Below are 25,570 nucleotides of genomic sequence, written 5' to 3'. Positions count from 1 at the left end.
TATGAAATTCACAGACATTTTCATCCACAAGCCGGTCCTGGCTAGCGTTATCAGCCTGTTTCTGCTGGTGCTGGGGTTGCGCGCCGCCAACGATCTGAACGTGCGTGAGTACCCGATGATCGAGAACGCGGTGATCACCGTGTCTACCGCCTACACCGGCGCCGATGCCGAACTGATCCGCGGTTTCATTACCACGCCGCTGGAAAGGGAAATCGCCACCGCCGAGAACATCGACTACATCACCTCCAACAGTACCCAGGGGCTGAGCAGTATCAGTGCCTATGTACGGACCGACGCGGACCCGGACGAGGTCCTGACCCAGGTGGTCACCAAGGTCAACAAGCTGCGCAACCAGCTGCCCAGGGAGTCAGAGGACCCGGTCATTACGCTGGCCATCGGTGAGCAGGTAGGGAGCATGTATATCTCCTTCGACAGCGATGTGCTGCCCACCAACCGGGTGGCCGATTATGTGATCAGGGAAGTACAGCCCAAGTTGTCCACCCTGCCCGGTGTATTGCGTGCCAGTGCGGAAACCACCAGTGTTTTCGCCATGCGGGTCTGGCTGGACCAGCAGCGCATGACGGCACTCAATGTCACCGCAGGCGAAGTGCGCTCGGCGCTGGCAACCAATAACGTGTTGTCGGCAGTAGGTGCGACCAAGGGCAGCATGATCACAGTCGACCTGAAGGCCAATACCGACCTGTCTACGGTGGAACAGTTTGAACAACTGGTGCTGAGGGAGGAGGACGGAGCGATTGTTCGCCTGGGTGACGTCGCCGAGGTCGAGTTGGGTAACGAGGGCTACGACCAGTCGGCAATGGTCATCGACAAGGAAGCGGTATTCATCCAGGTTGATGTGGCCACCGATGCCAATGCCCTGGAGGTCATTGCCCGGGTCCGCGATGTCTATGACAACGTGATCGACCCGCGGCTGCCGGAGGGCATCAACGGCGACATCAACTACGATGCGACCATCTACATCAACAACGCTATCAGCGACGTGCAATCCACCATCGTGGAAGCCATGGTCATCGTAATCCTGGTGATCTTCCTCTTTCTCGGCTCCATGCGCTCGGTGCTGATTCCCGCTGTGGCTGTGCCCCTGTCGCTGATTGGTGGCCTGTTCCTGATGCAGTTGATGGGTTTCTCTATCAACCTGCTCACCCTGCTTGCCATCGTCCTGGCCATCGGCATTGTGGTGGACGACGCGATTATCGTACTGGAGAACATCCACCGTCATATCGAGGAAGGCATGGCCCCGGTCGATGCAGCCCTCAAGGGTGCGCGCGAACTGGCCTGGCCCATTGTCGCTATGACCACGACGCTGGTGGCCGTCTACATTCCGATTGGCTTCGTGGGTGGACTGACCGGCACGCTGTTTACCGAGTTTGCCTTTACCCTGGCTGGGGCCGTACTCATCTCGGGCATTGTGGCGTTAACCCTGTCGCCCATGATGTGCGCAAAGATGCTGACCAAACACGAGGGCACTGGGGGCAATAAACTGGAGAACTGGCTCGACGATCGCTTCGAGGCGTTGCGGCGGGTCTACCACCGCGACCTGGACCGGGTCATGGAGGACCGCGCCGGCATCCTGGTATTCGGCGCGCTGGTGATTGCCTCCTGCTATTTCCTGTTCCTGCGCGCCCCGGCAGAACTGGCCCCCCCGGAAGATCTCGGCCTGATTTTCTATCTCGGTGAAGCAGATCCCTACGTCACCCTCGATTACATCGAGAAGTACTCGGCGGAAATCGGGGCCATCACCCGGAGTACCGACGAAATCGCCGTCAATTTCCTCTTTAACGGCGTCAGCCGCCTGTCGCCTGGCTCGACCAATGGCATCTTCGGCGGTTTTATCTTCAAGCCCTGGTCCGAGCGCGAACGCAGTTCCAGAGAGGTGTTGCAAGAGACGATACAACCCCGCACCCAGAACATTGCCGGTCTCCAGGTAAACGCGATCAATCCACCTCCCCTGCCAGGCGGGGGTGTCATGCCGGTCGAGTTTGTCATCAATACCACCCTGGACTTCCCTGTTCTCTCGGAGGCCTCGAGTGCAGTGCTTAAGCGAGCCAGGGAAAGCGGCAAGTTCATCTTCATCGACCAGGATCTCAAGATCGACAAACCACAACAGAGAATCGTGATCGACCGCAACAAGGCGGCCCTGCTCGGCGTGGACATGCAGACCCTGTCGGCTGACCTGAGCGCCCTCCTGTCGGGTGGCTACATCAACCGCTTTGCCATGAATGACCGGTCCTACAAGGTTATACCCCAACTCGAGCGCCAACAGCGCTTGAGCAAGGCTGACCTCCACAACTACTACACCCGAACCCGGAGCGGCAAACTCATCCCGCTGCACACCCTGGTGACCCTCGAGGACGACGTGGTACCGCGCTCACTGAAAGGCTTCCAGCAGTTGAATGCGGTCACCCTCAGCGGGATACCCCGGCCCGGCATTGCCCTGGGTGACGCCCTCAAAACCCTGGAAAACATCGCCGACGAGGTTCTCACCCGTGAGTACAGTATCGACTACGGCGGTGAGAGCCGACAGCTGAAGACCGAAGGCAGTTCGCTATTGACCACCTTCTTCTTCGCCCTGCTATTGATCTACCTGGTGCTGGCGGCGCAGTTTGAGTCATTCCGCGACCCAATCATCATGCTGGTGACGGTACCGATGTCGGTCAGTGGTGCCCTGCTGTGTCTCAACGTACTGGCGATGTTCCAGATCACCGGCGCGACCCTGAACATTTACACCCAGGTAGGCCTGGTCACGCTGATCGGAGTGATCTCCAAGCATGGCATCCTCATCGTGGAGTTCGCCAACCGGTTGCAGGAGGAGGGTATGAACAAGCGGGAGGCCATCGAGGAAGCCGCCTCGGTGCGCCTGCGTCCGGTGCTCATGACCACCGCCGCCCTGGTGCTGGCCATGATCCCCCTGCTGATCGCCGAGGGCCCCGGGGCCTCCGCCCGTTTCTCCATGGGGCTGGTGATCGCCTCCGGTATGACGATCGGCACGCTCTTTACCCTGTACGTACTCCCCGCGGTGTACATGTACCTGGGCCGCGATGTGGCCGCACGCAGGGCGGGCGCAGAGCAGGTCGCCCTGGCAACCGGCGCAGGACAGCATTAACTCCCTGAATGCCCTGATTTTCATTGGACGGAATGGCCCCCTGTGCCATCCTGCCCGCGTGCCGTTCAGCCTTTGTTCAGCTTTGGCACGCTAGGCTGGTACCCAGGATCAAGGAGGCTACTATGCTGTTTAATAAGGGAAATATCACCAAGAGTGCCATCGCCCTCATCGCCGCGGCGATGCTGGCCGGGGCAGCCAATGCGGCCCCGCCGGCCCATGCGGGCGGCCCCAACAAGGACAAGGGCAACACAGCCAAGGTCAAACACGACAAACAGGGTGGCTACGACTCCCGCGACCGGGACAATATCGACGTAAGCATCGTGTTCGACAGCCCCCATCGCAGCATCATCCGCGACTATTACAGCAACGAATTCAGCCGCCAGGGATGTCCCCCGGGGCTGGCCAAAAAGGGCAACGGCTGCCAGCCCCCGGGGCAGGCGCGGAAATGGAGTGTCGGCCATCGATTGCCGGATGACGTCGTTTACTATCCGCTACCCCACGATCTCCACGTACGGCTGGGTTATGACGACCCGGCCTACAAACTGATCCGGGTCGGTTCCGACATCCTGCGTATCGGTGTGGGTACCGGGATAGTAGTAGAGGCAGTGGAGGACCTCGGCGGCCTGTTCTGACCCGGCGCCCGCCCCTGGTCACGCCCTGGACTATACTTCCGGGGCGCAACAGTACCGGGATGGGGCATGCGAATATTCAAAGCGAGTGTGAGTGCATTACTCCTCGGGCTGGCCATCACCGGCTGTGGCCCGGGAGACACCCCGGCCGAAGAACCCACCGCCTCTGCCGAACCTCCGCCAGCCGACTGCTGCAACTGCGACTACGCCGCGACCGCGATCTATCCCGGTAACGAGGAGTTTCAATGCAGCTTCGCCTATCCCGCCCACTGGGAGGCGCGCTATATCCCCTCGGAAAATGCCGTGGACGTGAGGGCGCCCCGTTGCGCACAGCGCTGCAAGGGCGCACGCATCATGTCGTTCTCCATCGGACCCAGCGACAACACCAATGCCGAGTACCGGGAACAGGAGTGGCGCAAGCGGGCCGAGATCGTAGGCGAAAATACCTGCGGCGGTCGCGACGGGCCTATTATCCGCGCCGGCGACACCGGGCCCGGAAGCAGGTCGGGGATGTTGATATTCCACGCAGGCAACTTCGACGGCAAGGCCTATGATGCGCGCGTCCAGTTCAGCTGCCCCAATGTCGGCGAGTGGCAGAAACTGGAGCAATTATTTCTCGAATCCCTGGACGACCGCCACCCAACAGGCACCTAGCCGGCGCCCTGACAGCGAATCTCAGGTCGCTGTACGGCGCGCCCTGACCCAGCTCACAAACGCCACCACGGCACGCAATACCTGCTCGCTGCGCAGGGAGTGGAACATATCGAAGGCATGCTGGGCGTCACTGACGGGCAGAAAGACCACCGGCTGTTGCGAAGTCTGCTGCAACTCACGGGCGAAGTACTCGCCCTCTGGGAAAGCTGTCAGGCTGTCTTTGGTGCCGTGTATGACCATGAAGGGCGGCGCCTCGGCCGTGATGTTCGCCAGGGGTGACAGGGCGCGGTAGAAGTCGATGTCCACCAGCGGTGGCCGCCCGGCCACCGTGCTTTCCATGTAACCACTGATCGACAGGTTGTTGTGCAGACCGTGTTCATTGGCCAGGTCGTACACGCCATAAAAACTGACGCAGGCCTGGACCGAAGTATCCACCTCCTCGAATCCGGGCTGCAGGTCCGGACGGTTTTGGGTCAGCGCCAGCAATGAACAGAGGTGGCCGCCAGCAGAGCCGCCGGTGATGACCACGAAATCCGGGTCGCCACCGTATTCGGCGATGTGCTCCTTCACCCAGGCCAGGCCGCGCTTGCAATCAATGGCGTGGGCCGGCAATTTCCAGGTGGGACTGAGACGGTAACTCAGGGCCACGCAAACCCAGCCCAGGGATGCCAGCTCGTTCATCAGCGGCAGGCCCTGTTCATTCTTGCTGCCCATTTTCTCGGTCCAGCCACCACCGTGGATCTGCACCAGGACCGGCGCTTTCTCGGGCACCTGTCGGGGCCGGTACAGGTCCAGCATCAGCCGGCACTCCGGTTCGCGGTGAAACTCGATGTCCTTGATACGCTCCACCCCGGGGAGGTGCATACGGAAGGGGCGCTTCAGACGGTCCAGGTCCAGTGGTGCATCCAGGTGGCTTTGCAAGCTGTTGTCGATTGCTTCGAGGTAATCCTCTCCCAGGCCTTCACATAAGGCCTCATCCGCTTCGTCGGCACAGCGCGTGGCGCGAAAGGCGTAATACCCCATGCCCAACCAGGCCGCGACCACCAGCAGCACACCCATCGCACCCCAGAAACCCGTCACCACACCACCCGCTATAAAGGCCAGCAGCAGGAGCAATTCCACCAGGAATGCATATTGAACAAGTTCGCCCACAAGCCAGCCCGTCAGGAAGCTGGCGATAGAGAGAATGGGCTGGCGCAACACTGGCCTGAACAGGTTCCAGCTCAGCAGGGCACAGAGCAGGGCGAACAGGAAAAAGACGGTGGACATGGCTGGCTCCTCGCAGCAATCAGTCAAGCCCACTTATACCGGAACCGGGCCGTGGTGGGAAAGCCCGGATTGAATGGCGACTAGAGCCGCACCTCGATGCCGTGCTCGGCCATGTAGGCCTTGGCCTGGGGAACGCTGTACTCGCCAAAGTGGAAGATCGATGCCGCCAGCACCGCATCGGCGCCGCCCAGGGTAATACCCTCCACCAGGTGGTCGAGGTTACCGACACCGCCGGAGGCGATCACCGGAATATCCACCGCGTCGGAAATGGCGCGGGTCACTCCCAGTTCAAAGCCATTTTTGGTACCGTCCCGGTCCATGCTGGTGAGCAGGATTTCGCCGGCTCCCAGGTCCGCCATTTTAACCGCCCAGGCCACGGCATCGATGCCGGTTGGCTTGCGACCACCGTGGGTAAAGATTTCCCAGCGCGGCTTGCCGTCGACATCGTCGACCCGTTTGGCGTCGATGGCCACGACAATGCACTGGGCGCCAAAGCGCTCGGACGCCCGGCGCACCAGTTCTGGCTCATGAATGGCCGCGGTATTGATGCTGACCTTGTCCGCGCCGGCGTTGAGCATAGTGCGGATATCCTCGACCGAGCGGATACCGCCACCTACAGTCAGGGGGATAAAGACCTGCTCGGCAATCTGTTCCACGGTGTGCACCGTGGTATCGCGGCCCTCGTGGCTGGCGGTGATATCGAGAAAAGTGATCTCGTCGGCGCCCTGTTCGTTGTAGCGTCGGGCAATTTCCACCGGGTCACCGGCGTCGCGGATACCGACGAAATTTACGCCTTTCACCACCCGGCCATTGTCCACGTCCAGGCAGGGAATAATGCGTTTGGCGAGACCCATGGCTACCTACCTACGCCGCGTTGTCGCAGAGTTTCTGCGCTTCGGCCACGTCGAGGGTGCCCTCGTAAATGGCGCGGCCGGTGATGGCGCCACAGATACCCTCGTGGGCAACGGCGTTCAGGGCGCGAATGTCATCCATATTGGTAATGCCGCCAGAGGCGATCACCGGAATACTGGAAGCGCGGGCCATGGCCACGGTGGCTTCCACGTTAACGCCCTGCATCATGCCATCGCGGGCGATGTCGGTGTAGACAATGGAGGACACACCGTCGCTTTCGAATTGCTTGGCAAGGTCGGTGGCTTTGACTTCCGACACTTCGGCCCAGCCGTCGGTGGCTACCAGGCCGTCCTTCGCATCCAGGCCCACGATGACCTTGCCGGGAAAAGCGCGGCAGGCCTCAGGGACAAAGGCGGGTTCTTTCACCGCCTTGGTGCCGATGATCACGTAACTCACACCGGCCCGCACATAGTGCTCGATGGTTTCGAGGTCGCGGATGCCGCCGCCGATCTGGATCGGCAAATCCGGGTAGGCAGCGGCGATGGCGGTGACCACCTCGCCGTTGACCGGGGTGCCGGCAAAAGCACCATTGAGATCCACCAGGTGCAGGCGGCGACAGCCAGCCTCCACCCAGCGGGCGGCCACGGCCACCGGGTCATCGGAAAAGACGGTGGAGTCATCCATCAGGCCCTGGCGCAAACGCACGCACTGGCCGTCCTTCAGGTCGATGGCGGGGATAATCAGCATGCGGGGTTCCACTCCAGAAAGTTGCGCAGCAGCTGCAGCCCGGCGGTATGGCTCTTCTCGGGGTGGAACTGCACTGCGAACAGGTTATCGATGGCAAGGGCGGCGTCGGCTTCCACCCCATAGTGCAGCGCGCCGGCCTGCAGGCTGCGATCTTCGGCGTGCACATAGTAGCTGTGCACGAAATAGAAGCGGCTGTTGTCGGCAATACCGTGCCACAGGGGGTGAGGCAGGGTCTGCTTCACCTCGTTCCAGCCCATGTGGGGAACCTTCAGCCGCTCGCCGCTGGCATCCAGCAGGTGCGGGCCCTGCACGGTGCTGCAGAAATGGCGGACCTGCCCCGGGATGATGTCCAGGCAATCCACCCCGCCGTTTTCCTCGGAGCGGCTCATCAGGGCCTGCATGCCGACACAGATGGCGAGCACCGGCTTGCGCTCTTCGGTCAGGGCGCTGGCAAGCAGTTCGTCGCACTTGAGGCGGCGGATTTCCGCCATGCAGTCCCGAATCGCGCCCACCCCCGGGAATACCACCCGGTCGGCAGCGCGGATTTCCTCTGGATCACAGGTAACGTGAACTTCACCGGCACCCACGTGAGCGAGGGCGCTCGCCACCGAGTGCAGGTTACCCATGCCGTAATCGATGACTGCGACCCGCTGTGACATAGCCGCTACAGCACTCCCTTGGTGGAGGGGGTGATGCCAGCCATGGCAGGATCCGCGGTCAACGCCATACGCAGGGCGCGACCAAAGGCCTTGAATACGGTCTCGGCCTGGTGATGGCTGTTTTCACCGCGCAGGTTATCCACGTGCAGGGTGATCTGGGCGTGGTTGATAAAGCCCTGGAAGAATTCGTGGAACAGGTCCACGTCGAAGGTACCAATGGCGGCGCGGGTGAAAGGCACATGGAATTCCAGGCCGGGACGGCCGGAAAAGTCCACCACCACTCGCGACAGGGCCTCGTCCAGCGGCACATAGGCGTGCCCGTAACGCAGGATGCCCTTCTTGTCGCCCACGGCTTTGGCCACCGCCTGACCGAGGGTGATGCCGATATCCTCCACCGTGTGGTGGTCGTCGATGTGGGTATCGCCCTTGGCGTCGACTTCGATGTCCATCATGCCGTGGCGGGCAATCTGGTCCATCATGTGCTCCAGGAAGGGCACACCGGTATCGAATTTCGCCTGCCCGGAACCATCCAGGTTCACCGTCACGGTGATCTGGGTCTCCAGGGTATTGCGGCTAACCGTTGCCTTGCGCTCGGCCATTGTCATCTCCAATCCGGGGGATCGCGGGCAGCTTTGCCAAAAAAGGCGGGCGATTATAGCAAAAGCAGGCGCGGCCGACAGCGGCCGCGCAGTGGCAATTGTAGGCCGGGGGAGGGGTTTACAGCTGGGGCAGCATGTCGTTGATGGCACCGGCGTTCCAGCCGCCGTCGACCTTGAACTCGGAACCGGTGCTGTAACTGGCCTCATCCGACGCCAGGAAGGCGGTGACTGCCGCCACTTCGCCCGGCATGCCCACCCTTGGCAGGGCCTGGAAGCCATAGGTGGCATCGGCCTGCTCCCGGGTCATAAAGTCCTTGCCGTGCATGTCGGTGTAAACGCCACCCGGGTGCACGCTGTTCACCCGGATGTTGTACTTGCCCATCTCCAGGGCCGCGGTCTTGGTCATGCCGCGCACCGCCCACTTGCTGGCCGTATAGGCCACCAGGGAGTTCTTGGACTGGAGGCCGTCGATCGAGGAAATATTGATGATGGAACCACCACCGCCGGCCTTCATTGCCTCGAACACCGCCTGCATCCCCAGGAACACGCCCAACTGGTTGATGCGGGTGACCAGCATGAAGTCCTCTTCGGTGGTGTCCATGATGGTCTTGTGGATCAGGATGGCCGCGTTATTGACCAGCACGTTGAGCGTACCCAGCTGTCCGGCGGCCGCCACAGCGGCCTGCCACTGGGCCTTGTCGGTCACATCCAGGTGGACATAAACCGCAGCGTCGCCCAGCTCGTCCGCTACTCGCTGGCCCTCCTCGTCGAGGATATCTGCCAGTACCACCTTCGCGCCCTGCTCGACCAGCAGGCGCGCGGTGGCCTCTCCCATACCGCGGGCTGCACCGGTAACAATGGCGACCTTTCCATCCAGTCTCGACATCCGTGTACTCTCTTTTTATTCGAAGAATCAGGGCCGGGAAGCATACCCGCGCGAAACAGGCGGCGCATACTCCAAATGAAGGAGGCTGCTCAACTGACCAGGGCGATTGACCAGAGAGGGTAGCCCCGCTACCGTGGCGCTCACCATGACCACACCCTCTACTGCCTCAAAGTCTTTCGCCAACCGCCTGCTGGATTGGTTCGATAATCACGGTCGCCACGACCTGCCCTGGCAGCAGGACATCAGCCCCTACCGGGTCTGGGTCTCCGAGATCATGCTGCAGCAGACCCAGGTGAAGACTGTCATTCCCTACTTCCAGCGGTTTATGGACGTCTTCCCCAGCGTTGAAGACCTGGCAGCGGCGCCCATTGACGAAGTCCTGCACCACTGGACGGGCCTGGGCTACTACGCCAGGGCCCGCAACCTGCACCGGGCGGCGCAGCAGGTTTGCGAGCAACTCGGGGGAAGCTTTCCCGACTCGGTAGAACTACTGGAGCAATTGCCCGGTATCGGGCGCTCCACCGCCGGCGCGATTGTCAGCATCGCCTTTGGCCAGCGCGCCGCCATTCTCGACGGCAACGTCAAACGGGTACTGGCGCGCCACGCCAGGGTCTCCGGGTGGCCGGGGCACACCCCGGTACACCGGGCGCTGTGGCAGCTGGCAGACGAGCTGACCCCCGGCGACAGCCGGCGCAGCGCCGACTACACCCAGGCCATCATGGACCTGGGCGCCACCCTGTGCACCCGCAGCAGGCCGCGCTGCGAACTGTGTCCGGTCAGTGGGGATTGCGGCGCCCGCGCCACGGGAGAACAGGCCAACTATCCCGGGCGCAAACCGAAAAAAACCCTGCCCGTGCGTGCCACCGTGATGTTGATTGCGATGACTCCGCGGGGCGAAGTCTACCTGCGCCAGCGTCCTCCTAGCGGCATCTGGGGTGGGCTGTGGTGTTTTCCGGAACTGGATGACGCCAGCGGCGCGGGCAATCTGTGCATCGACAACTGGGGTATGCAACCGGCACAACTGGTGACCCTCGACACCTTTCGCCATACCTTCAGCCACTACCACCTGGACATCACGCCGGTACGGGCCGAACTACCCGCCGCGCCCACTGCCGTCATGGCCTGCGACGGACACCTCTGGTATAACAGGGCGCAACCTTCCCGGGTGGGTCTCGCCGCACCGGTCGCCAGGCTGCTGGCCCGGCTCTGAACCCCCTACCCGCGTACCCGATCAGGAATTCCGCCATGCCCCGCACTGTTTTCTGCCGCAAGTACCAACAAGAACTCGAAGGTCTCGACGCGCCGCCCTATCCCGGCCCCAAAGGCCAGGATATTTTCGAGAACGTGTCGACACAGGCCTGGCAGGAGTGGCAGGCGCACCAGACCATGCTCATCAACGAGAAACAGCTGAGTCTGGTAGATCCCCAGGCCCGGAAGTACCTGCAGGGAGAGATGGACAAGTTCCTCGCCGGTGAGGACTACGACCAGGCCGAGGGCTACGTCCCGCCCGCGGAGTAATCAGTCCCGCAGGGCGGCGATCATCCGCTCGACGTTGTCCTGCTGATCGCCAATGTGCCGTGACAGCGCGCTGCGGGCACCGCGCCAGTCCTTCTCCAGCAGGGCCTCGACGATCTCGCAGTGCTCCCTGGCCATTTCACATTTGACGGCGTCGTCGGTGACCGCAGAGTTGAACAGGGTGTTGTAAAACACGCTGTAGCGGGCGAAGAATTCCTGAATGTAGCGATTGTCGCAGCGCTCGATCCAGTAGTCGTGCATGTCGTAGTCGAGCACAGGCGCATGGCCGTTGGTGGTCTGGTTGGCCGCGAGCAGGGAGCGCAGTTCGGATTCGACGAAATTAGGCCGGGCCAGGTCCAGGGCCTTCAGCTCCAGGGATTCACGCACCACCAGATAGTCGAGGGTGTCCGCTGCACTGTAGGGTTTTACCCGCCAGCCACGACGCGGCACATGCTCCAGCATGCCGGCCCCGGCCAGCCGGGAGAAGATCTGGCGCACCGCGGTGCGCCCGGTGGAGAACTGTTCGGCGGTGGCCTGCTCGCGGAGGAACTCGCCATCCTGGCGCAGGCTGCGGCACACCACCTCCCGGCGCACCTCCTGTTCCAGTCCCTGCCGGTTGCCGGGCTTACCGATCTGGCGTGACAGCGAGGCCAGCGTGCGGCCGCTGACCTTGCCGGGTGCCAGGCGACCGTTGTCCAGGCGCCGGATAGCGCCGAGGCCCACCAGATCCTCCACCGCATTGCGCACGGGCGTCATACTGACGCCATAGTGCTTCGCCAGGGCATCCAGGGTCAGCCTGCAGGGGAGCGCCTGCTCCCCCTGGGCAAGGCAACTGGCCAGATCGGCCTTGATCTGTTCGGCAATCGTCATGGTGTTTACATTATTCCTGTCGATACCGCCGTCGGACGGCACCGCGCCATTGTACTCCACCTCGAAAATAAACCGGGCCGGATGGCAATATTGCACATCCGGCCCCAAGGGAGGACCCGCAGGGCGGGTCGGGGGAAAGTGCCCTACAGGTCCATTAACTCGCCGCCCGGGGCCGAGAAAATGGCCTGTTCCGGGAGTTGGTCGGTGTCGATAAGCTGGCCGCGGGCGAACACCGCTGCCTGCTGCCGGATGTTGCGGATATCCACCAGGGGGTTGGCGTCCAGCAGCAGCATGTCCGCCACCTTGCCCGCTTCCAGGGTGCCGATATCCTCCAGCATGCGAGCCGCCCTGGCGCCGTTGCGGGTCGCGGCTACCAGGGCCTCGCTCTCGCTCATACCCAACTCGACCAGGCCTTCGATGGCGATCAGGCTGCCGATGCCCGGCTCCTGGTTGGGGTTTTTCACTGCCTTGCGGAATTCGGGCGCACTGCCCTGGTAATTGTCCGTGGCAATGGTCACGGGGCAGCCGGCACGGATCAGGCGCAGGGCGTTGTCGCGCTGGATCTGCAACCAGCGGCCCAGGGCCGCTTCGCGCTGGCGATGTTCGGCGGAGGTCCGCGGTGGTGGCAGATCCGCCTGGGCAGACAAAGCCGCCTCCCGCCTGGCCAGGTGGGCCTGCCAGGACGGACCGGTGTAGACATTGGGACGCATGGCACACAGGGCACCGCTGTCTACCACCAGTTCAAGCAGTTCGTCGGAGTAGTCCCGGGTCAGCATTTCCGGGTGCTGGATGAGGTCGATACCCGCCTCTACCGACAGCCGCAGGCCTTCCGGACTGGTGGAATGGGTTTCCACCACCAGGCCCCGGGCGTGACCGGCTTCGACAATGACTTTCTGGGCCCGCGGCGAGAAGCCGATCAAGGACGGCACATTGAAGTGGCTGGTGCCACCGTACTTGATGAAATTGGGCCCTTTGTCCAGGTAGGCGTTAACCGCGCGCCACAGCTCCGCCGGCTCCATGTCCATCAGTTCTTCACCGCTGCCCTGGGCGATGTAGTCATTCCACTGCTGCTGGAACAGGGTCAGTTCGGACTCCTGCATCAGGGAGAAGGTCATGGAGAAGGGGCCTCCCCAGCCGAGGATATTCCCCGCCACCAGCATGCGCGGCCCAACCTCCTCGCCGCGGGCAATGCGGTCGCGCACTGCCATCAGCGGAATCAAGGCACCGTAACTGTCGCGAATGGTCGTGACACCGTGCTTGAGCTGAAGCTGCACAAACTCGGCGATCAGTTCCTCACTGCGATGATGGTACTTGGTCACTGTCTCCCGGCGACGGGAGTTGCCGTAGACCGAAGCGTGTACATTGCTGTCGATAAACCCCGGCACCAGGAACTTGCCGCGGCCGTCCACCCGGGTAACGCCCTCGGGCAGGTTCACCCGGGAGCGCTTGTCCACGGCGGTAATACGCTCACCGTCTACCAGCACGGTTGCGTCCGCGAGCGGTTTACCGCCGTTACCGTCGATCACCGTGACACCCACGATGGCCAGCTGACCGGCGTGGGCGGTGTAGCAGAGCAGCAGGGTCGCTGCTATCGCCATCATTTTCTGACTGAGTTTCATTACGGCCTCCGTGTCGTGTTCAGTTTATTCGCAGCGCCCGCGCACCCGGGAAGCGCTCGACCCGGTAAGGGGCAACATCCACCCCCGGCGCGCGACCTGCCAGCAGGTCGTCGACAATTTCTGCAGTAATCGCGGCCTGGGTAAGACCCAGGTGCTGGTGGCCAAAGGCCAGCATCAACTGTGGCGCACCGGGCGCCGGCCCTATCACCGGCAGCGAATCGGGCAGGGAAGGGCGCATGCCCATCCAGCGGGTGGCACCCTCGCCCGAGACGCCCTGAAGCAGTTCCCCGGCGTGCTCGAGCAGGATGTCGGCGCGGCGATAATCCGGATCGGCCTCCAGTCCGGCCAGCTCCACCGTGCCCGCAAGGCGCAAGCCTTCTTCCATGGGTGTCATGACAAAAGAGCGCTCGTGGGAGGTGACAGGGCGTGACAGGGAGACTCCGGGCTCGGGCAGCATCAGGTGATAGCCGCGCTCGGTCTCCAGCGGCACGCGCAGCCCCAGGTTGCGCAGCAGGCGAGCGCTCCAGGCTCCGGCAGACAGTACAGCCCGCTGCGCGCGCAGCGTCTCACCAGTGCCCAGCACCAGATCGACAGCACCATTGCGCAGTTGAATATCCCGTACTTCGCCAGCGGAGCCACTTTGTATCGCACCGCCCGCAGCAGTAAACCGCCCGGCCAGTGATTGGGTAAGGCGCAAAGGATTGACCGTGTGCGCGGTTCTGGGGAAAAACAGTCCGCTGTGGATTGCCGAACCCAGGGCAGGTTCCAGCTCCCGCAGCGCAGCGCCACTGTGTTCTTCCACCACCACGCCGTGTTCGCGCAGTAATTCGACGGTGGCCCGATGTCCTTCGCGGGATTTTGCCGATTCATACACGGTTAGCGCGCCGCGCTGTACCATGAGTTCCTGCAGCCCAGTGCGCTCGAAAAGTCGCTCGAAACTCTCGATGGAGCGGCTATTCAATGCGCGCAGTGCCAGGGTACTGGCGCGAGCCGGTGCGGGCAGGGCGGCCAGGGCAAAGCGCAGCAGCCAGGGCATCATCCGCGGCAGGTAACTCCAGCGCAGGCTCAGGGGCCCCACCGGGTCAAGTAGCATCTTCGGCAGGCCCAGCAGGGTCTGGGGATTGGCCAGCGGCAGCACCACGTCGGTGGCGAAATGACCGGCGTTCCCGCTGGAGCAACCCTCGCCCACGCCGTCGCGGTCGAGCAGCAGTACCTGCGCCCCCCGATGTTGCAGGCGCTCGGCAATACAGGTTCCCACCACGCCGGCACCAATTACCACGGTATCCACTTCTCTGACGCTCATAGGCTGCCCGTAATTGACAGCGCACAATCAAATATTTATTGTGCGCAAAAACAAGTTGGCGCAAACAGTAGCATGAGCCCTGTCGGCAGTTCAAGCATAGCGCCTGAACTCGCGAGGGCAGACTGCCGGCTGCGCTGCTACCTTTAACTGCACGGTAACCCGCACCACAGGGCAGCCCTGCCTGACCGCGCAACTGACACATCCACCTGAGGAATGCATGCAGCAGCAACAACTGGACAAGGCCCTGGGCTGGGAGCCGCCGGCCAACTGGCTACGGGTGCGCACCCTGGACGCCCACACCGGCGGTGAACCCCTGCGTATCTACCTGGATGGCTATGGGCAAATACCCGGGGCCGCCATCCTCGAGAAACAGGCCTACTGCCGGGAAAACCTGGACCACCTGCGGCGCGCCACCGTGTGGGAGCCCCGTGGGCACGCCGACATGTATGGCTGCATTGTTACCGAACCGACAACCGGCGACGGTGACCTGGGGGTGATCTTTACCCACAACGAGGGCTATAGCAGCATGTGCGGCCACGGCATTATTGCCGTCACCACGGCGCTGCTGGAAACGGGTGCCCTGCCGGCACAGTCTCCCGAGACCTGCCTGCGCATCGACTCGCCTGCGGGACGCATCACCGCTTATGCCCGGATGGAGGGCCAGCGGGTCGCCAGCGTGTATTTCCATAATGTTCCATCGTACGTGGTGGAACTCGATGCAAGTGTCCCGGTGCCGGGAATGGGTGAGGTGCGCTACGACCTGGCCTTTGGCGGCGCCTACTACGCCTTTGTGGATGCCCGGGAGATCGGCCTGGATACGGGGCCCGATAACGCCGCTGCCCTGATTCACGCCGGTCGCGCGATCAAGCAGGCGGTAGTGGACAGCCGGGTTATCGAACACCCGGAGGATTCGGCCCTCGGCTTCCTCTATGGCACGATCTTCATCGACAGCGCCCGCTCGGAACTGGCCGGCAGCCGCAACGTCTGTATCTTTGCCGATGGCGAGCTGGACCGCAGCCCCACCGGCACCGGCGTCAGCGCCCGGGCGGCCATTCACCATGCCCGCGGTGAACTCAAACCGGGAGACTCCATGGTGGTGGAGAGCATCATCGGCTCCCGCTTCCGTACGGCTGTCCACTCGGAACTGACCTACTGCGGCCACCCGGCCGTGATCCCCGAGGTAGAGGGGCAGGCCTACATTACCGGGCGCCAGGAGTTTCTGGTCAATCCGGACGACCCCTTCGCCCACGGCTTTTTCATTCGCTAGCGCCCATGTCACAGATCCCTTTCCATGATGCCAACGCCATTGCCTCGGTCATCGATATGCCCAGGGCCATCGAACTCATGCGCGATGCCTTCAGCAGCCTGACCCGCGGCGATGCCGTGGTGCCCCTGCGCACCAACCTGCCGCTGGAAGACACCGATTGCGCACTGATCATGCCGGTCTACCTGCCCGCAAGCGGGCACTACGGGGTGAAAACCGTGAGCGTCAATCACGGCAACCCCGCCAGGGGCCTGCCACGACTGCACGCCGTGTTCACCCTGTTCGACGCCACTACCGGACAACCGCTGGCAACGTTCGATGCTGAGTACATCACGGCCCTGCGCACCGGCGCGGGTGCCGGCCTGGCCACCGACCTGCTGGCTGCCCACGACGCCAGCCGGTTGGCCCTGTTTGGCGCCGGGCACCAAGCCATTACCCAACTGGCGGCGATGGCCGCGGTACGCTCGTTACAGGAAGTGGTGGTATTCGCAACCTCACCAGAACGGGCGGAGGCCTTCGCCCGCGCCCAATGTGACCTCTACGACTTCCCGATTCGCGCAGCGACCGGGGCAAAGGATCTGTCCCGGGCGGACCTGGTGTGCACGGCGACCTCCTCCAGCACGCCGGTGTTCAACCATTCCGACCTGGCACCCGTCGTGCATATCAACGGGGTAGGCTCCTACCACTCCGGGATGGCGGAGGTGCCCGTGGACACAGTGGCCGCCTCGATCCTGGTTCCGGACCAGCGCAGTGCCTGCCTCGCCGAGGCCGGCGATATCACCCAGGCACTGAACCAGGGCGCTATCGACGCGACCCACATCTACGCCGAACTGGGTGAGTTGACCAGCGGCGCCCGGGAACTACCCGAGCGCGGCGTGGGCCTGACGTTTTTCAAGTCCGTGGGCAATGCGGTGCAGGACCTGGCGGTGGCCAGCGCGGCCTGGCGGGCGCTGAACAAGCGCGGCAGCGGAACCTAATTTGACATTGTGCGCAATAAATATATTATGCGGAACTATTGCGACTATCGGCGCCTCTCCCCATTTGCGCACCATCCACTTTCACAAGAGATCTGAGCATGAATATCGACGGCATTCTGGTACCGGTCATCACCCCCTTCAACGCCGCGGGCGAGGTTAATTACGACGCCCTTGGCGAACTGATCGAGCTGCAACTGGAAGCGGGTGTTGCCGGCTTTGTCACCTGCGGCACCACCGGTGAGTACTACGCCCTCAGCGAGGAAGAGCGCGAAGGCGTCCTGCGCTTCGTCGCCAAGACCGTCGGCGACCGTGCGGCCCTGCTGGCTGGCGTCAACGACATGAGCACCACCGGCTCTATCGCCAAGGCCGAGCAGGCCAGGGCCCTCGGCTACCAGGGCCTGATGGCGGCTCCGCCCATCTACTGCCTCCCCGGCCAGCACGAGATTGTCCGCCACTTCGAAACCCTGGCCGACGCCGTGAAAATGCCGATTGTGATGTACAACTTCCCCGCCCGCTCCGGGGTGGAAATCAGCGTGGAGAGCGTGATCGAACTGGCGAAAAACCCATACATAATCGGTATCAAGGAAAGCAGCGGCGACTTCAGCCGAGCCCTGACCCTGCTCAACACCGACTTCGACGGCTTCCAGGTGGTGTGTGGATCCGACGACCAGGGTGCCGACTACCTGGCCTGGGGCGCGCGCTCCTGGATCGGCGGCTGCGCCAACTACCTCGCTGCGGACCACGTTGCCATGTACAAGGCCGCAGTGGCCGACGATCACGCCACCGTACGCGCCATCATGGCCCGCCTGTTGCCGGTCATCCAGAACGCCGAGGGCGGCGACTACAACCAGAAGGCCAAGCTGGGTGTCAGCTTCCTCGGCATCGACGCCGGCGAGATCCGCGCTCCGCTGCTGCCGATCAGCGAAGAGGACAAAGCCGAATTCCTCGCCGCCCTCAAAGCCTCCCTGAACTGATTTAACTGCCTCACTGCCTACTGCCGTAAAGGAGAAAGTCCATGCTCAGCGATAGCGTTAAAGCCGTATTCGAACGCGCCAAAGCCGGCGGGCTCAGCGCCGGCGCCATGGTCCCGGGTTACAACCCCACCGATGCCAGCCTTGAAAACCGCAACCCCTGGGACAACAGCCTGATCGGCAGTGTGTACCGGGGCTCGGAGTCCACCATCAATGCAGCGGTCAGCGCGGCCCGGGATTGCTTCTCAGGTGGCGAGTGGTCCGCCCTGGATCCCGCCGAGCGCAAGGCCGTCCTGCTGCGCTGGTGCGCACTGATGGAAGAGAACGCCGACGAACTGGCAGCGCTGGACTGCGTGGACGCGGGCAAGCCCATCACCGAGTGCCTGGAAACCGACATCCCCGAGACCATCAACACCTTCCGCTGGTACGCCGAGGCCTGCGACAAGCTGTTCGGCAAAATTGCCCCCACCGGGCCCGACGCCCTGGCCCTGATTACCAAGGAAGCAGCCGGCGTTGTCGGGGCGGTCCTGCCCTGGAACTTCCCGGCCCAGATGTTCGCCTGGAAGGTCGGCCCCGCCCTGGCCGTGGGCAACTCGGTCATCGTAAAACCCGCCGAGCAGACCTCCCTCTCCGCCTGCCGTATGGTGGAACTGGCCCACGAAGCCGGTGTACCCGCCGCAGCCCTCACCGTGGTCACCGGCCTGGGCGAGGAAACCGGCATGCCACTCGGCCTGCACCAGGACGTGGACGTGCTGTCTTTCACCGGCTCCACCGAAGTGGGCCGCCTGTTCCTGCAGTACGCCGCCAGGAGCAACCTCAAGCGCGTAGTCCTCGAGTGCGGTGGCAAGAGCCCCCAGGTGATCTTCGAGGACGTCTATTCCCTCGAGGACATTATCGACGACGTACTCTCCGCGGCCTTCTGGAACATGGGCGAAAACTGCAGCTGCGGTTCCCGCCTGCTGGTGCACTCCAGCCGCAAGGACGAATTGCTGGGCCTGGTCAAAGCCAAGCTGGCAGACTGGAAAGTCGGCAACCCGATGGAGCCGGAAACCATGATCGGCCCGATGGTGGAAAAAGTGCACTTCGACAAGGTGGCCGGTCACATCGCCACCGCCACCAAGGAAGGCGCGCAACTGATCCACGGCGGCGGCACCCCGGACATGGGCGCCGGCATGATGGTCGAGCCCACCATCTTCGACGGCGTCACCCCGGATATGACCCTGTTCCGCGAAGAAGTCTTCGGCCCGGTACTGGCGGTCACCACCTTCGAAACCGAGGAAGAAGCTGTCGCGCTGGCCAATGACACCCACTACGGCCTGGCCGCCTCCTTCTACACCGCCGACGTACGTCGCGCTACCCGGGTGGCCCGCGCCATCCGCGCCGGTACGGTCTCCGTTAACTGCTTCTCCGAAGGCAGCATCGCCACACCGTTTGGCGGCTACAAGCTGTCCGGCTTTGGCGGCCAGGACAACGGCCTGGAAGCCTTCGAGCAGTACCTGGAAACCAAGACCACCTGGTTCGCCAACTAAGGCGTCAACAAGAGGAAGAGACACGTGAGCCCAGGCGCACCTATCAGGGTTATCGATTCACACACCGGCGGGGAGCCCACCCGCCTGGTGGTGGCCGGCGGCCCCAAACTCGGTTATGGCAGCATGGCCGAGCGCCTGCAGGTACTGCGCCGTGAGCACGACTGGCTGCGCCGCTCTCTGGTCAATGAGCCCAGGGGCTCCGACGTCATGGTCGGCGCCCTGCTCTGTGAACCGGAAGACCCGGCCAATACCGCCGGCGTGATCTTCTTCAACAACGTCGGCTATCTCAGGATGTGTGGCCACGGCACCATCGGCCTGATGGCCTCCCTGGCCTGGCTGGGCAAGGTGGAACCCGGTGAACACCGGATCGAGACACCCGTGGGGTTGGTCCGTGCCACCCTGCACGACAATCACCGTGTTAGCGTCAATAACGTGGAAAGCTATCGCGCCCGGGAGGCGGTCAGTGTTGCCGTTCCCGGCCACGGCACCGTCCACGGGGATGTCGCCTGGGGTGGCAACTGGTTCTTCCTGGTAGCCGACCACGGCCAGGACATCGAGGCACATAACACCGAGGCCCTGACCGCCTACGCCGGCGCCCTGCGTATCGCCCTGTGCGAGGCGGGTATCACCGGGGACGACGGCGCCGAGATCGACCACATCGAGCTGTTCGGCCCGCCCAGCAACGCTGACGAAGCCGACAGCCGCAGCTTCGTACTGTGCCCCGGCAATGCCTACGACCGCTCACCCTGCGGCACCGGCACCAGCGCCAAGCTCGCCTGCCTGCAGGCCTCCGGCAAACTGGAACCCGGCCAGGTGTGGCGCCAGCAAAGTGTCATCGGCAGCGTGTTCGAGGGCAGCTTTGAGCCCGGTTCAGAGGGCCGAATCCGCCCGACGATCACCGGTACAGCCTACGTCAACGGCGATTTTCAGCTGGTAATGGAAGCAGACGACCCCTTCCGTCACGGTCTGCCAGGAAACAACGCTCCACAGGCTTGACTCGCAGTGGCTCTACAGGTTTAATACGCCCCCTCGCGCCTAGCGCACCCAGGCCCGGATAGCTCAGTTGGTAGAGCAGGGGATTGAAAATCCCCGTGTCGGCAGTTCGATTCTGTCTCCGGGCACCATCTTCCAAAAAGGCCTCGCAGTTATGCGGGGCCTTTTTCGTTTGATGCCGACACAAGTGTCGACCCAGCGCGGCTGCCGGTTCGATTCTGTCTCCGGGCACCATATTCCCAAAAGGCCTCGCAAGTACGCGGGGCCTTTTTCGTTCAATGCCGGCTCAGCGAGCCTGTCCCGAAAACCCGGCCGCTTCCCGCAGCTCATCGCCGTCCATTACGTAGCCATCGCTGATAACCGTGTGCACGCGGCGCAGCGCACCGAGTTCGGCGCTGACGTCGCCGTCCACCAGTAGCAGGTCCGCTTCCTTGCCAACAGTGATGGAGCCGGTGCGATCATCGATTCCAACAAGTCGCGCCGGGTTGATGGTGGCGGTCTGCAGCGCGGCGGCTTTGCTCATACCGGCCTGCTCATAAATTTCTATCTCGCGCACCAGTTCTATTCCCTGTCCATCGGTACCGGCCACGATAGGAACACCGGCCTGATGGAGCTTGCCGACAAGCTCCACCAGTTTGGCGTAGCTTTCCCGGAACTGCTCCCGCGTCACCTCACCGAACAGCGGATAACCTCCCTGGTTCAGGGCGCGCTCGGTGACGGCCGGCAGGGTGCCGGCATAGGGTTTGATGGCCGGCGAAAGCTCCGGCGTATCCCGGGTAAAGTCACTCTCGAAAATGACGATGGTGGGATCAACCCAGGTCCCACGCTGCTTCAACTCACTGATAAACCGGGTCATCAGGGGGCCATCCAGGTCTACGTCCCTGGCGTACTGTGCCGGCCCCTCCATTCGCGCAGCGGTATTGGAGATATCGACTACCGCCTGCGGGAGAGCCTGCATCATGATGAAGTTGATATGGGTAATTTCGTCGTAGCCGGACTGCACCGCCTCCAGGGGACGCATGGTAGCCGGGACATGACCCGATACGTGAAGTCCACGCCGATGGGCTTCCGCCGCCGCCGGGGCAATCCACTCGGGGTTCATCGAGGTATAGAACTTCACGCCCCACAACTTGTTGTCGGCCGCGCGACGGACCGCTTCGATGGCTTCCTTTTCGCTCGCAACCAGATCCGCACCCTGGGCTGACAGGGGGTGTACCTGATCGATGATCACCGCGCCGAATATCTCCGGGGCCACCATCTCCCCCGCTGCGCGGGCTTTCTTTGCGGCAGTGAGTGTCTCGGTGTCATTACCCGGGCTGCGAATACTGGTCATGCCTGTGGCCACATTTGCGAGCAGGTCGTAGCCGTTGCCAAAGTGCTTGTGAGCGTCCCACAATCCCGGCACCAGGGTTTTGGCCTCACCGTCTATACGGCGACCGCCTTCCGGGACTGCCAGGGAACCGGCCGGGCCAATGGCCGTAATCCTGCCACCGGCCACTGTCACCGCCTGCGCCTTGTGAAACTCGCCCCGCAAGGCGTCGAACAGTTGCACGTTATCGATCAATACCGGGGCGCGCGCAGCCTCGGTGAGAAAGCGCAGGGCGATGGCTCTGGAAGCCTCCATCGCCACGTCTTCCTGCACCTGTTTCATACGGGAGAAGTGTTCCTCGTAACCCTCGCGGATGAGACCCAGCCATGTGATCGTTGCCAGGTGTTTGCCATCTCCATCCACCCATACCGGCATCGGCTCGGTCCACAGGCCATCGATAAACAACAATCGCGCGTCAATATCGCCATCCTCATCCTCGATATGCAGGGTAATCCCCTCCCGCATACGGGCGTGGCCCGAGGGCAACAGGTTGAGCTCACCCGCATCCACGATGCGCTCGGCGAGCAGTCCCATCATTGCCGAAGGGCCACCGCGGGGAAGGTAAAAACCGCTGTCCGACGGGGCCGTCCCGCTGTCCGCACCGGAGTCCCAGGACATCCCCCCTGGACCGGTATCCATGGACTCCGCGGCGTCTCCATTCGGTGTCACACCGCGAACCTGAACACTCCGGGGATCACCGTCCCCATCCAGCATCACCAGACCATCTGTTTCCGTGATCCAGCCCCGGAGGCTCTGGGATTTTCGGAACGCGATGGCACCCGAAGAGGTAGTCCAGCGCCACTCGTCGCCGTGGGTGTTGCTGTCGGAAACGATGAGGTAGTGGGTCGCGCCATCCGGGGGGAGCATCAGCTCTTCTTTCGGTACTGGCCCGGCCTCGACCAGGCCGGCCGATAGCAACGCAGAAAAGAGGACAGCACGCAGGTTGAGGGCTCGGGTCTTCATCCTTGAAAAGTCTCCTCGTATTCGGGTAATCCAAGCCTGCGCCCTGATATTTCGAAAAACAAGATGAAAATCCAGGTTCAGCCAGACTCGGGAACAGGTGGCCTGCCGCGTGCCGATGCAGTTCTCACCGGCAATATTGCCCGGCTATTTTGCCTGGCTATTTTGCCCGGCTATCTTGACTGGCTATGCCAGCACAGATTTCGAGTCCACCCGGATCGGCTCGCGGTCCACGCGGAACAGTCTGGGGTCGACCGCGGTATCGAAATCAGGGCAACTGTCTCCCGTAATCTGTCTCGCCAGCATGGCCCCTATTGCCGGGGCCAGCTTGAAGCCGTGGCCGCTGAAACCATTGGCGAGGTAAAAACCCTTGAGCGCGGTGGGCCCCAGCAAGGGATGCACGTCTTGCTCGTTCACTGTGTAGAGGCCGCAGTAACCCCGTATCGGCCCCCGGTAGGGCAGCGCCGGCAGGCGGTGGTGCAGGGCGTGCAACTTGGCATGGGTGAAGTCGTCATCGGCGCTGCGATTGAAGTGATCGGGCTCGCTGACGCGCTCCTGCTCATCCGACTCCAGCACTGAGCCCACTACCAACTGCTGGCCACGGTTCTGGCAGCGGAAATAGATGCCGGCGGCCATGTCGACGGTGACCGGGATGTGGCCGGGCAGCTCTTCCGGCCGGTCGAGGTAGAGTACCTGGATACGGGTCGGCGTGAGGCGCCAGGGTAATTCCAGGCCCGCCGCGGCAATCAGTTGATTGCACCAGGGTCCTGCGGCATTGACCACACAGGGCGCGGTGATGCTCTCTCCATCTGCCAGGCGAAGGCCGGTCACAGCGCCACCGGTTTGCTGGATATCCGTAACCCCTGCACCGAATCGAACTTCCACCCCCGCCAGGCGGCAGGCCTCCAGCAGGTCGTCAGCGCAGGCCACCGGATCCATGTATCCGCCCTCGGTTTCGAGGAAGTAACGGCCCCCTCCACGACACGCGTGCTCCGCCCCGGTGTCAACGTCCGGGGCGCGGGTGCAGCTGCTGAAAGCCGGGTAGCGCTCGCTGAGTTCCGCATCGCCAAACACCGCCGAGGGCACCCCCAACCGCTGCATACGCTGGTGTTCACGCTCTGCCCAGCCCGTATCCGCACCCGGCATCCACAGTACTCCGTCCTGGGCAAAGCGGGCACGAGGTGAGGTGAGCCCGGTGAACGCCTGCCAGTGGCGATAGGCATGGATGCCGTCGCGGGCGAGCTGGACCATGTCATCCATGGAATAGCGAGTGCGGCAGATAGCCGAAGAAGCACCGGTGGAACCCTCCCCGGTGCCCGCGCCTTTTTCCAGCACCAGTATGTTGAGCGCACTGCGGCGGGCGAGTTGCCAGGCAATCGACAACCCGATGATGCCGGCCCCAACGATCACCACATCGGCTGGTTTCACTGCAATGACTCCGCAAGTATCCGGCAAGCAGGTTAGCACGAAGCCCGGACCCCACCCAGGCGCCCTTTCCGGGGTGTTACAGCGGCGCGCATTTCCCGCCTGTTCACGGTAAAGTGCTCCACGAATACCCAACGGACTGCCCATGTTTTACAGCTTTCTGATGAACAGCCTGGTCGTTGTCGTGGTGGTCGCCATTCACTACGAGTATGTGCACCAGATGGCGCGCTACCTCCCCAGAATTCCCCTGCGTCCGCGGCTGCGGATCAGTCTCGGGGTCATCGGTGCGTTGATCGCGCACTCGATCGAGATCTGGATTTTTGCCCTGGCGTACTACGCCGCTATTCACTACTTCGGCATGGGAGACCTCGAGGGAATTGACAGCGAACACCTGCTCGACTGCGTCTACTATTCCTTTACCGTTTACACCACGCTGGGCTTTGGCGATCTCGTCCCCCACGGCGACATCCGCTATCTGACAGGCATCGAATCCCTTACCGGACTGGTGTTGATTACCTGGACGGCGTCCTTCCTTTACGTCGAGATGCAGAAGTACTGGGGTGACGAGGAAGCCTGAACACGGAGAGAACCATGACCAACCTGACCATCCGCCCCGCGACCCCGGAAGACGTCGGCCTGATCCGCCATTTCGTGCGGGAACTGGCGGAATATGAAAAAGCACTGGAAGAGGCCAAGGCCAGCGAGGAGGACTTCCACCGGGCCCTGTTCGGTGACAACCCGAAGGTGTGGTCGGTCATCTGCGAAATCGACGGCCAGCCCGCCGGCTTTGCCCTCTACTTCCTTAACTACTCCACCTGGACCGGCAAGCACGGCCTGTTCCTGGAGGACCTCTACGTATCCCCGGAGTACCGCGGCTCAGGCGCGGGCAAGGCGCTCCTGCGGCACCTGGCCAGAACAGCCGTGGAGCTCGACTGCCGTCGTTTTGAATGGAATGTGCTGGACTGGAACACCCCGGCAATCGACTTCTACGAATCCTTTGGCGCTCGCCCGCAAAGCGAGTGGGTGGGCTACCGGTTGACCGGCCAGGCCCTCAAGGACTTCGCCGCCGGTAACTAGGCCGGCTCAATCCGCGCAAACCGGGGCTGCAACCGGCCATCCACCTCGACGTTCTCCATGAACATGTCGAGGGGACGCACCCACAGGCCGCGCTCACCGTAGCAGGGGCGGTATACCACCAGCAGCTCATCGGTTTCGGAGTGGCGAGCGACGCCCTCCACCACATATTCATTGCCTTTGTAGTGCCGATAACGGCCGGGTTTGGGTTGCACGGGTAGGTCCTCCGGAATCGAGGGCGGATACTAGCGTGAATCTGCACCGCCTGCGACGGCTCGCAAA

24 protein-coding genes and 1 tRNA gene are annotated in these 25,570 nt (G+C 62.8%); 13 read left to right on the top strand and 12 right to left on the bottom strand.

Features of this window, described 5'->3' with window-relative positions:
• Position 1: 1 nt before the first annotated feature.
• The 3 genes from FV139_RS09485 (at position 2) to FV139_RS09475 (ending at position 4,407) form a co-directional block, all read left to right on the top strand.
• The gene (locus FV139_RS09485) at positions 2-3,124 is read left to right on the top strand and encodes an efflux RND transporter permease subunit (protein WP_148068200.1); all 3,123 of its coding nucleotides are present in this window, start codon (positions 2-4) and stop codon (positions 3,122-3,124) included.
• Between the two features lie 122 nt (positions 3,125-3,246).
• Positions 3,247-3,756 carry a hypothetical protein gene (locus FV139_RS09480; protein ID WP_148068199.1) on the top strand — a complete coding sequence of 170 codons (510 nt, stop codon included), beginning with the start codon at positions 3,247-3,249 and terminating at the stop codon, positions 3,754-3,756.
• A gap of 66 nt (positions 3,757-3,822) precedes the next feature.
• Positions 3,823-4,407, top strand: a complete 585-nt coding sequence (locus tag FV139_RS09475) for a hypothetical protein (RefSeq protein ID WP_148068198.1) — start codon at positions 3,823-3,825, stop codon at positions 4,405-4,407.
• Between the two features lie 21 nt (positions 4,408-4,428).
• On the opposite strand, the gene FV139_RS09470 is transcribed toward FV139_RS09475, so the two are convergent.
• The 6 genes from FV139_RS09470 to FV139_RS09445 all read right to left on the bottom strand — a co-directional run bounded on the left by FV139_RS09470 (position 4,429) and on the right by FV139_RS09445 (position 9,419).
• A complete protein-coding gene (locus tag FV139_RS09470) occupies positions 4,429-5,676 on the bottom strand; it encodes an alpha/beta hydrolase (protein ID WP_148068197.1) in 1,248 nt (415 codons plus the stop codon).
• Between the two features lie 80 nt (positions 5,677-5,756).
• The gene (hisF, locus tag FV139_RS09465) at positions 5,757-6,530 is read right to left on the bottom strand and encodes an imidazole glycerol phosphate synthase subunit HisF (RefSeq protein ID WP_148068196.1); all 774 of its coding nucleotides are present in this window, start codon (positions 6,528-6,530) and stop codon (positions 5,757-5,759) included.
• A 10-nt stretch (positions 6,531-6,540) separates the two neighbouring features.
• Positions 6,541-7,275, bottom strand: coding sequence for a 1-(5-phosphoribosyl)-5-[(5-phosphoribosylamino)methylideneamino]imidazole-4-carboxamide isomerase (hisA, locus tag FV139_RS09460; RefSeq protein ID WP_148068195.1), 735 nt, complete (start codon positions 7,273-7,275; stop codon positions 6,541-6,543).
• Complete coding sequence (hisH, locus tag FV139_RS09455) at positions 7,269-7,934, bottom strand: imidazole glycerol phosphate synthase subunit HisH (protein ID WP_148068194.1); 666 nt, start codon at positions 7,932-7,934, stop codon at positions 7,269-7,271. Before hisH ends, hisA begins: the two co-directional genes overlap by 7 nt.
• Before the next feature lie 5 nt (positions 7,935-7,939).
• Complete coding sequence (hisB, locus tag FV139_RS09450) at positions 7,940-8,533, bottom strand: imidazoleglycerol-phosphate dehydratase HisB (protein WP_148068193.1); 594 nt, start codon at positions 8,531-8,533, stop codon at positions 7,940-7,942.
• Positions 8,534-8,651: 118 nt separating this feature from the next.
• The gene (locus FV139_RS09445; protein ID WP_148068192.1) at positions 8,652-9,419 is read right to left on the bottom strand and encodes a glucose 1-dehydrogenase; all 768 of its coding nucleotides are present in this window, start codon (positions 9,417-9,419) and stop codon (positions 8,652-8,654) included.
• A gap of 145 nt (positions 9,420-9,564) precedes the next feature.
• On the opposite strand from FV139_RS09445, the gene mutY reads away from it, so the two are divergent.
• Together mutY and FV139_RS09435 are read left to right on the top strand one after the other, a co-directional pair.
• The gene (gene mutY / locus FV139_RS09440; RefSeq protein WP_148068191.1) at positions 9,565-10,629 is read left to right on the top strand and encodes an A/G-specific adenine glycosylase; all 1,065 of its coding nucleotides are present in this window, start codon (positions 9,565-9,567) and stop codon (positions 10,627-10,629) included.
• Between the two features lie 35 nt (positions 10,630-10,664).
• Positions 10,665-10,937, top strand: coding sequence for an oxidative damage protection protein (locus tag FV139_RS09435; RefSeq protein ID WP_148068190.1), 273 nt, complete (start codon positions 10,665-10,667; stop codon positions 10,935-10,937).
• On the opposite strand, the gene FV139_RS09430 is transcribed toward FV139_RS09435, so the two are convergent.
• From FV139_RS09430 to FV139_RS09420, 3 genes are read right to left on the bottom strand one after another with little or no spacing between them, the layout of a single operon-like run.
• Complete coding sequence (locus tag FV139_RS09430) at positions 10,938-11,900, bottom strand: GntR family transcriptional regulator (protein ID WP_148068189.1); 963 nt, start codon at positions 11,898-11,900, stop codon at positions 10,938-10,940.
• Positions 11,901-11,947: 47 nt separating this feature from the next.
• Positions 11,948-13,423, bottom strand: coding sequence for an amidohydrolase family protein (locus tag FV139_RS09425; RefSeq protein ID WP_148068188.1), 1,476 nt, complete (start codon positions 13,421-13,423; stop codon positions 11,948-11,950).
• A gap of 19 nt (positions 13,424-13,442) precedes the next feature.
• The gene (locus FV139_RS09420; protein WP_148068187.1) at positions 13,443-14,726 is read right to left on the bottom strand and encodes an NAD(P)/FAD-dependent oxidoreductase; all 1,284 of its coding nucleotides are present in this window, start codon (positions 14,724-14,726) and stop codon (positions 13,443-13,445) included.
• Positions 14,727-14,943: 217 nt separating this feature from the next.
• Between FV139_RS09420 and FV139_RS09415 the strand changes: the two genes are divergently transcribed.
• The 6 genes from FV139_RS09415 to FV139_RS09390 all read left to right on the top strand — a co-directional run bounded on the left by FV139_RS09415 (position 14,944) and on the right by FV139_RS09390 (position 20,591).
• Positions 14,944-15,993 carry a proline racemase family protein gene (locus FV139_RS09415; protein ID WP_148068186.1) on the top strand — a complete coding sequence of 350 codons (1,050 nt, stop codon included), beginning with the start codon at positions 14,944-14,946 and terminating at the stop codon, positions 15,991-15,993.
• Positions 15,994-15,998: 5 nt separating this feature from the next.
• Entirely contained in the window at positions 15,999-16,967 is a 969-nt protein-coding gene (locus FV139_RS09410) for an ornithine cyclodeaminase family protein (RefSeq protein ID WP_148068185.1), read from the top strand.
• 98 nt (positions 16,968-17,065) lie between these two features.
• Positions 17,066-17,941, top strand: a complete 876-nt coding sequence (locus FV139_RS09405) for a dihydrodipicolinate synthase family protein (protein ID WP_148068184.1) — start codon at positions 17,066-17,068, stop codon at positions 17,939-17,941.
• A gap of 41 nt (positions 17,942-17,982) precedes the next feature.
• Complete coding sequence (locus FV139_RS09400; RefSeq protein ID WP_148068183.1) at positions 17,983-19,467, top strand: aldehyde dehydrogenase; 1,485 nt, start codon at positions 17,983-17,985, stop codon at positions 19,465-19,467.
• Between the two features lie 24 nt (positions 19,468-19,491).
• The gene (locus FV139_RS09395; protein ID WP_235898605.1) at positions 19,492-20,463 is read left to right on the top strand and encodes a 4-hydroxyproline epimerase; all 972 of its coding nucleotides are present in this window, start codon (positions 19,492-19,494) and stop codon (positions 20,461-20,463) included.
• A gap of 52 nt (positions 20,464-20,515) precedes the next feature.
• Positions 20,516-20,591 (top strand) — tRNA-Phe (locus FV139_RS09390).
• A gap of 155 nt (positions 20,592-20,746) precedes the next feature.
• On the opposite strand, the gene FV139_RS09385 is transcribed toward FV139_RS09390, so the two are convergent.
• Positions 20,747-22,792: an amidohydrolase family protein gene (locus tag FV139_RS09385; RefSeq protein ID WP_148068182.1), complete on the bottom strand. Its 2,046-nt coding sequence runs from the start codon at positions 22,790-22,792 to the stop codon at positions 20,747-20,749.
• Positions 22,793-22,975: 183 nt separating this feature from the next.
• Complete coding sequence (locus tag FV139_RS09380; protein WP_187276467.1) at positions 22,976-24,217, bottom strand: NAD(P)/FAD-dependent oxidoreductase; 1,242 nt, start codon at positions 24,215-24,217, stop codon at positions 22,976-22,978.
• 142 nt (positions 24,218-24,359) lie between these two features.
• Here FV139_RS09380 and FV139_RS09375 point away from each other — a divergent pair, with 142 nt between their 5' ends.
• The gene (locus tag FV139_RS09375; RefSeq protein ID WP_148068180.1) at positions 24,360-24,791 is read left to right on the top strand and encodes a potassium channel family protein; all 432 of its coding nucleotides are present in this window, start codon (positions 24,360-24,362) and stop codon (positions 24,789-24,791) included.
• A gap of 14 nt (positions 24,792-24,805) precedes the next feature.
• A complete protein-coding gene (locus FV139_RS09370; RefSeq protein WP_148068179.1) occupies positions 24,806-25,291 on the top strand; it encodes a GNAT family N-acetyltransferase in 486 nt (161 codons plus the stop codon).
• Here FV139_RS09370 and FV139_RS09365 read toward each other — a convergent pair.
• Complete coding sequence (locus FV139_RS09365) at positions 25,288-25,503, bottom strand: DUF1653 domain-containing protein (RefSeq protein WP_148068178.1); 216 nt, start codon at positions 25,501-25,503, stop codon at positions 25,288-25,290. The two genes, FV139_RS09370 and FV139_RS09365, sit on opposite strands and share 4 nt — an antisense overlap.
• Positions 25,504-25,570: the final 67 nt, after the last annotated feature.

The sequence above is a fragment of the Parahaliea maris genome (assembly GCF_008064665.1).
GTDB lineage: Bacteria > Pseudomonadota > Gammaproteobacteria > Pseudomonadales > Halieaceae > Parahaliea > Parahaliea maris.
This window is presented reverse-complemented; position numbering and strand designations above follow the sequence as displayed.

What these genes read in the sequence shown, in the direction of transcription:
- FV139_RS09485 (WP_148068200.1), top strand. Translation starts at nt 2, where the DNA reads ATGAAATTCACAGACATTTTCATCCACAAGCCGGTCCTGGCTAGCGTT.
- FV139_RS09480 (WP_148068199.1), top strand. Translation starts at nt 3,247, where the DNA reads ATGCTGTTTAATAAGGGAAATATCACCAAGAGTGCCATCGCCCTCATC.
- FV139_RS09475 (WP_148068198.1), top strand. Translation starts at nt 3,823, where the DNA reads ATGCGAATATTCAAAGCGAGTGTGAGTGCATTACTCCTCGGGCTGGCC.
- FV139_RS09470 (WP_148068197.1), bottom strand. Translation starts at nt 5,676, where the DNA reads ATGTCCACCGTCTTTTTCCTGTTCGCCCTGCTCTGTGCCCTGCTGAGC.
- hisF (WP_148068196.1), bottom strand. Translation starts at nt 6,530, where the DNA reads ATGGGTCTCGCCAAACGCATTATTCCCTGCCTGGACGTGGACAATGGC.
- hisA (WP_148068195.1), bottom strand. Translation starts at nt 7,275, where the DNA reads ATGCTGATTATCCCCGCCATCGACCTGAAGGACGGCCAGTGCGTGCGT.
- hisH (WP_148068194.1), bottom strand. Translation starts at nt 7,934, where the DNA reads ATGTCACAGCGGGTCGCAGTCATCGATTACGGCATGGGTAACCTGCAC.
- hisB (WP_148068193.1), bottom strand. Translation starts at nt 8,533, where the DNA reads ATGGCCGAGCGCAAGGCAACGGTTAGCCGCAATACCCTGGAGACCCAG.
- FV139_RS09445 (WP_148068192.1), bottom strand. Translation starts at nt 9,419, where the DNA reads ATGTCGAGACTGGATGGAAAGGTCGCCATTGTTACCGGTGCAGCCCGC.
- mutY (WP_148068191.1), top strand. Translation starts at nt 9,565, where the DNA reads ATGACCACACCCTCTACTGCCTCAAAGTCTTTCGCCAACCGCCTGCTG.
- FV139_RS09435 (WP_148068190.1), top strand. Translation starts at nt 10,665, where the DNA reads ATGCCCCGCACTGTTTTCTGCCGCAAGTACCAACAAGAACTCGAAGGT.
- FV139_RS09425 (WP_148068188.1), bottom strand. Translation starts at nt 13,423, where the DNA reads ATGAAACTCAGTCAGAAAATGATGGCGATAGCAGCGACCCTGCTGCTC.
- FV139_RS09420 (WP_148068187.1), bottom strand. Translation starts at nt 14,726, where the DNA reads ATGAGCGTCAGAGAAGTGGATACCGTGGTAATTGGTGCCGGCGTGGTG.
- FV139_RS09415 (WP_148068186.1), top strand. Translation starts at nt 14,944, where the DNA reads ATGCAGCAGCAACAACTGGACAAGGCCCTGGGCTGGGAGCCGCCGGCC.
- FV139_RS09410 (WP_148068185.1), top strand. Translation starts at nt 15,999, where the DNA reads ATGTCACAGATCCCTTTCCATGATGCCAACGCCATTGCCTCGGTCATC.
- FV139_RS09405 (WP_148068184.1), top strand. Translation starts at nt 17,066, where the DNA reads ATGAATATCGACGGCATTCTGGTACCGGTCATCACCCCCTTCAACGCC.
- FV139_RS09400 (WP_148068183.1), top strand. Translation starts at nt 17,983, where the DNA reads ATGCTCAGCGATAGCGTTAAAGCCGTATTCGAACGCGCCAAAGCCGGC.
- FV139_RS09385 (WP_148068182.1), bottom strand. Translation starts at nt 22,792, where the DNA reads ATGAAGACCCGAGCCCTCAACCTGCGTGCTGTCCTCTTTTCTGCGTTG.
- FV139_RS09375 (WP_148068180.1), top strand. Translation starts at nt 24,360, where the DNA reads ATGTTTTACAGCTTTCTGATGAACAGCCTGGTCGTTGTCGTGGTGGTC.
- FV139_RS09370 (WP_148068179.1), top strand. Translation starts at nt 24,806, where the DNA reads ATGACCAACCTGACCATCCGCCCCGCGACCCCGGAAGACGTCGGCCTG.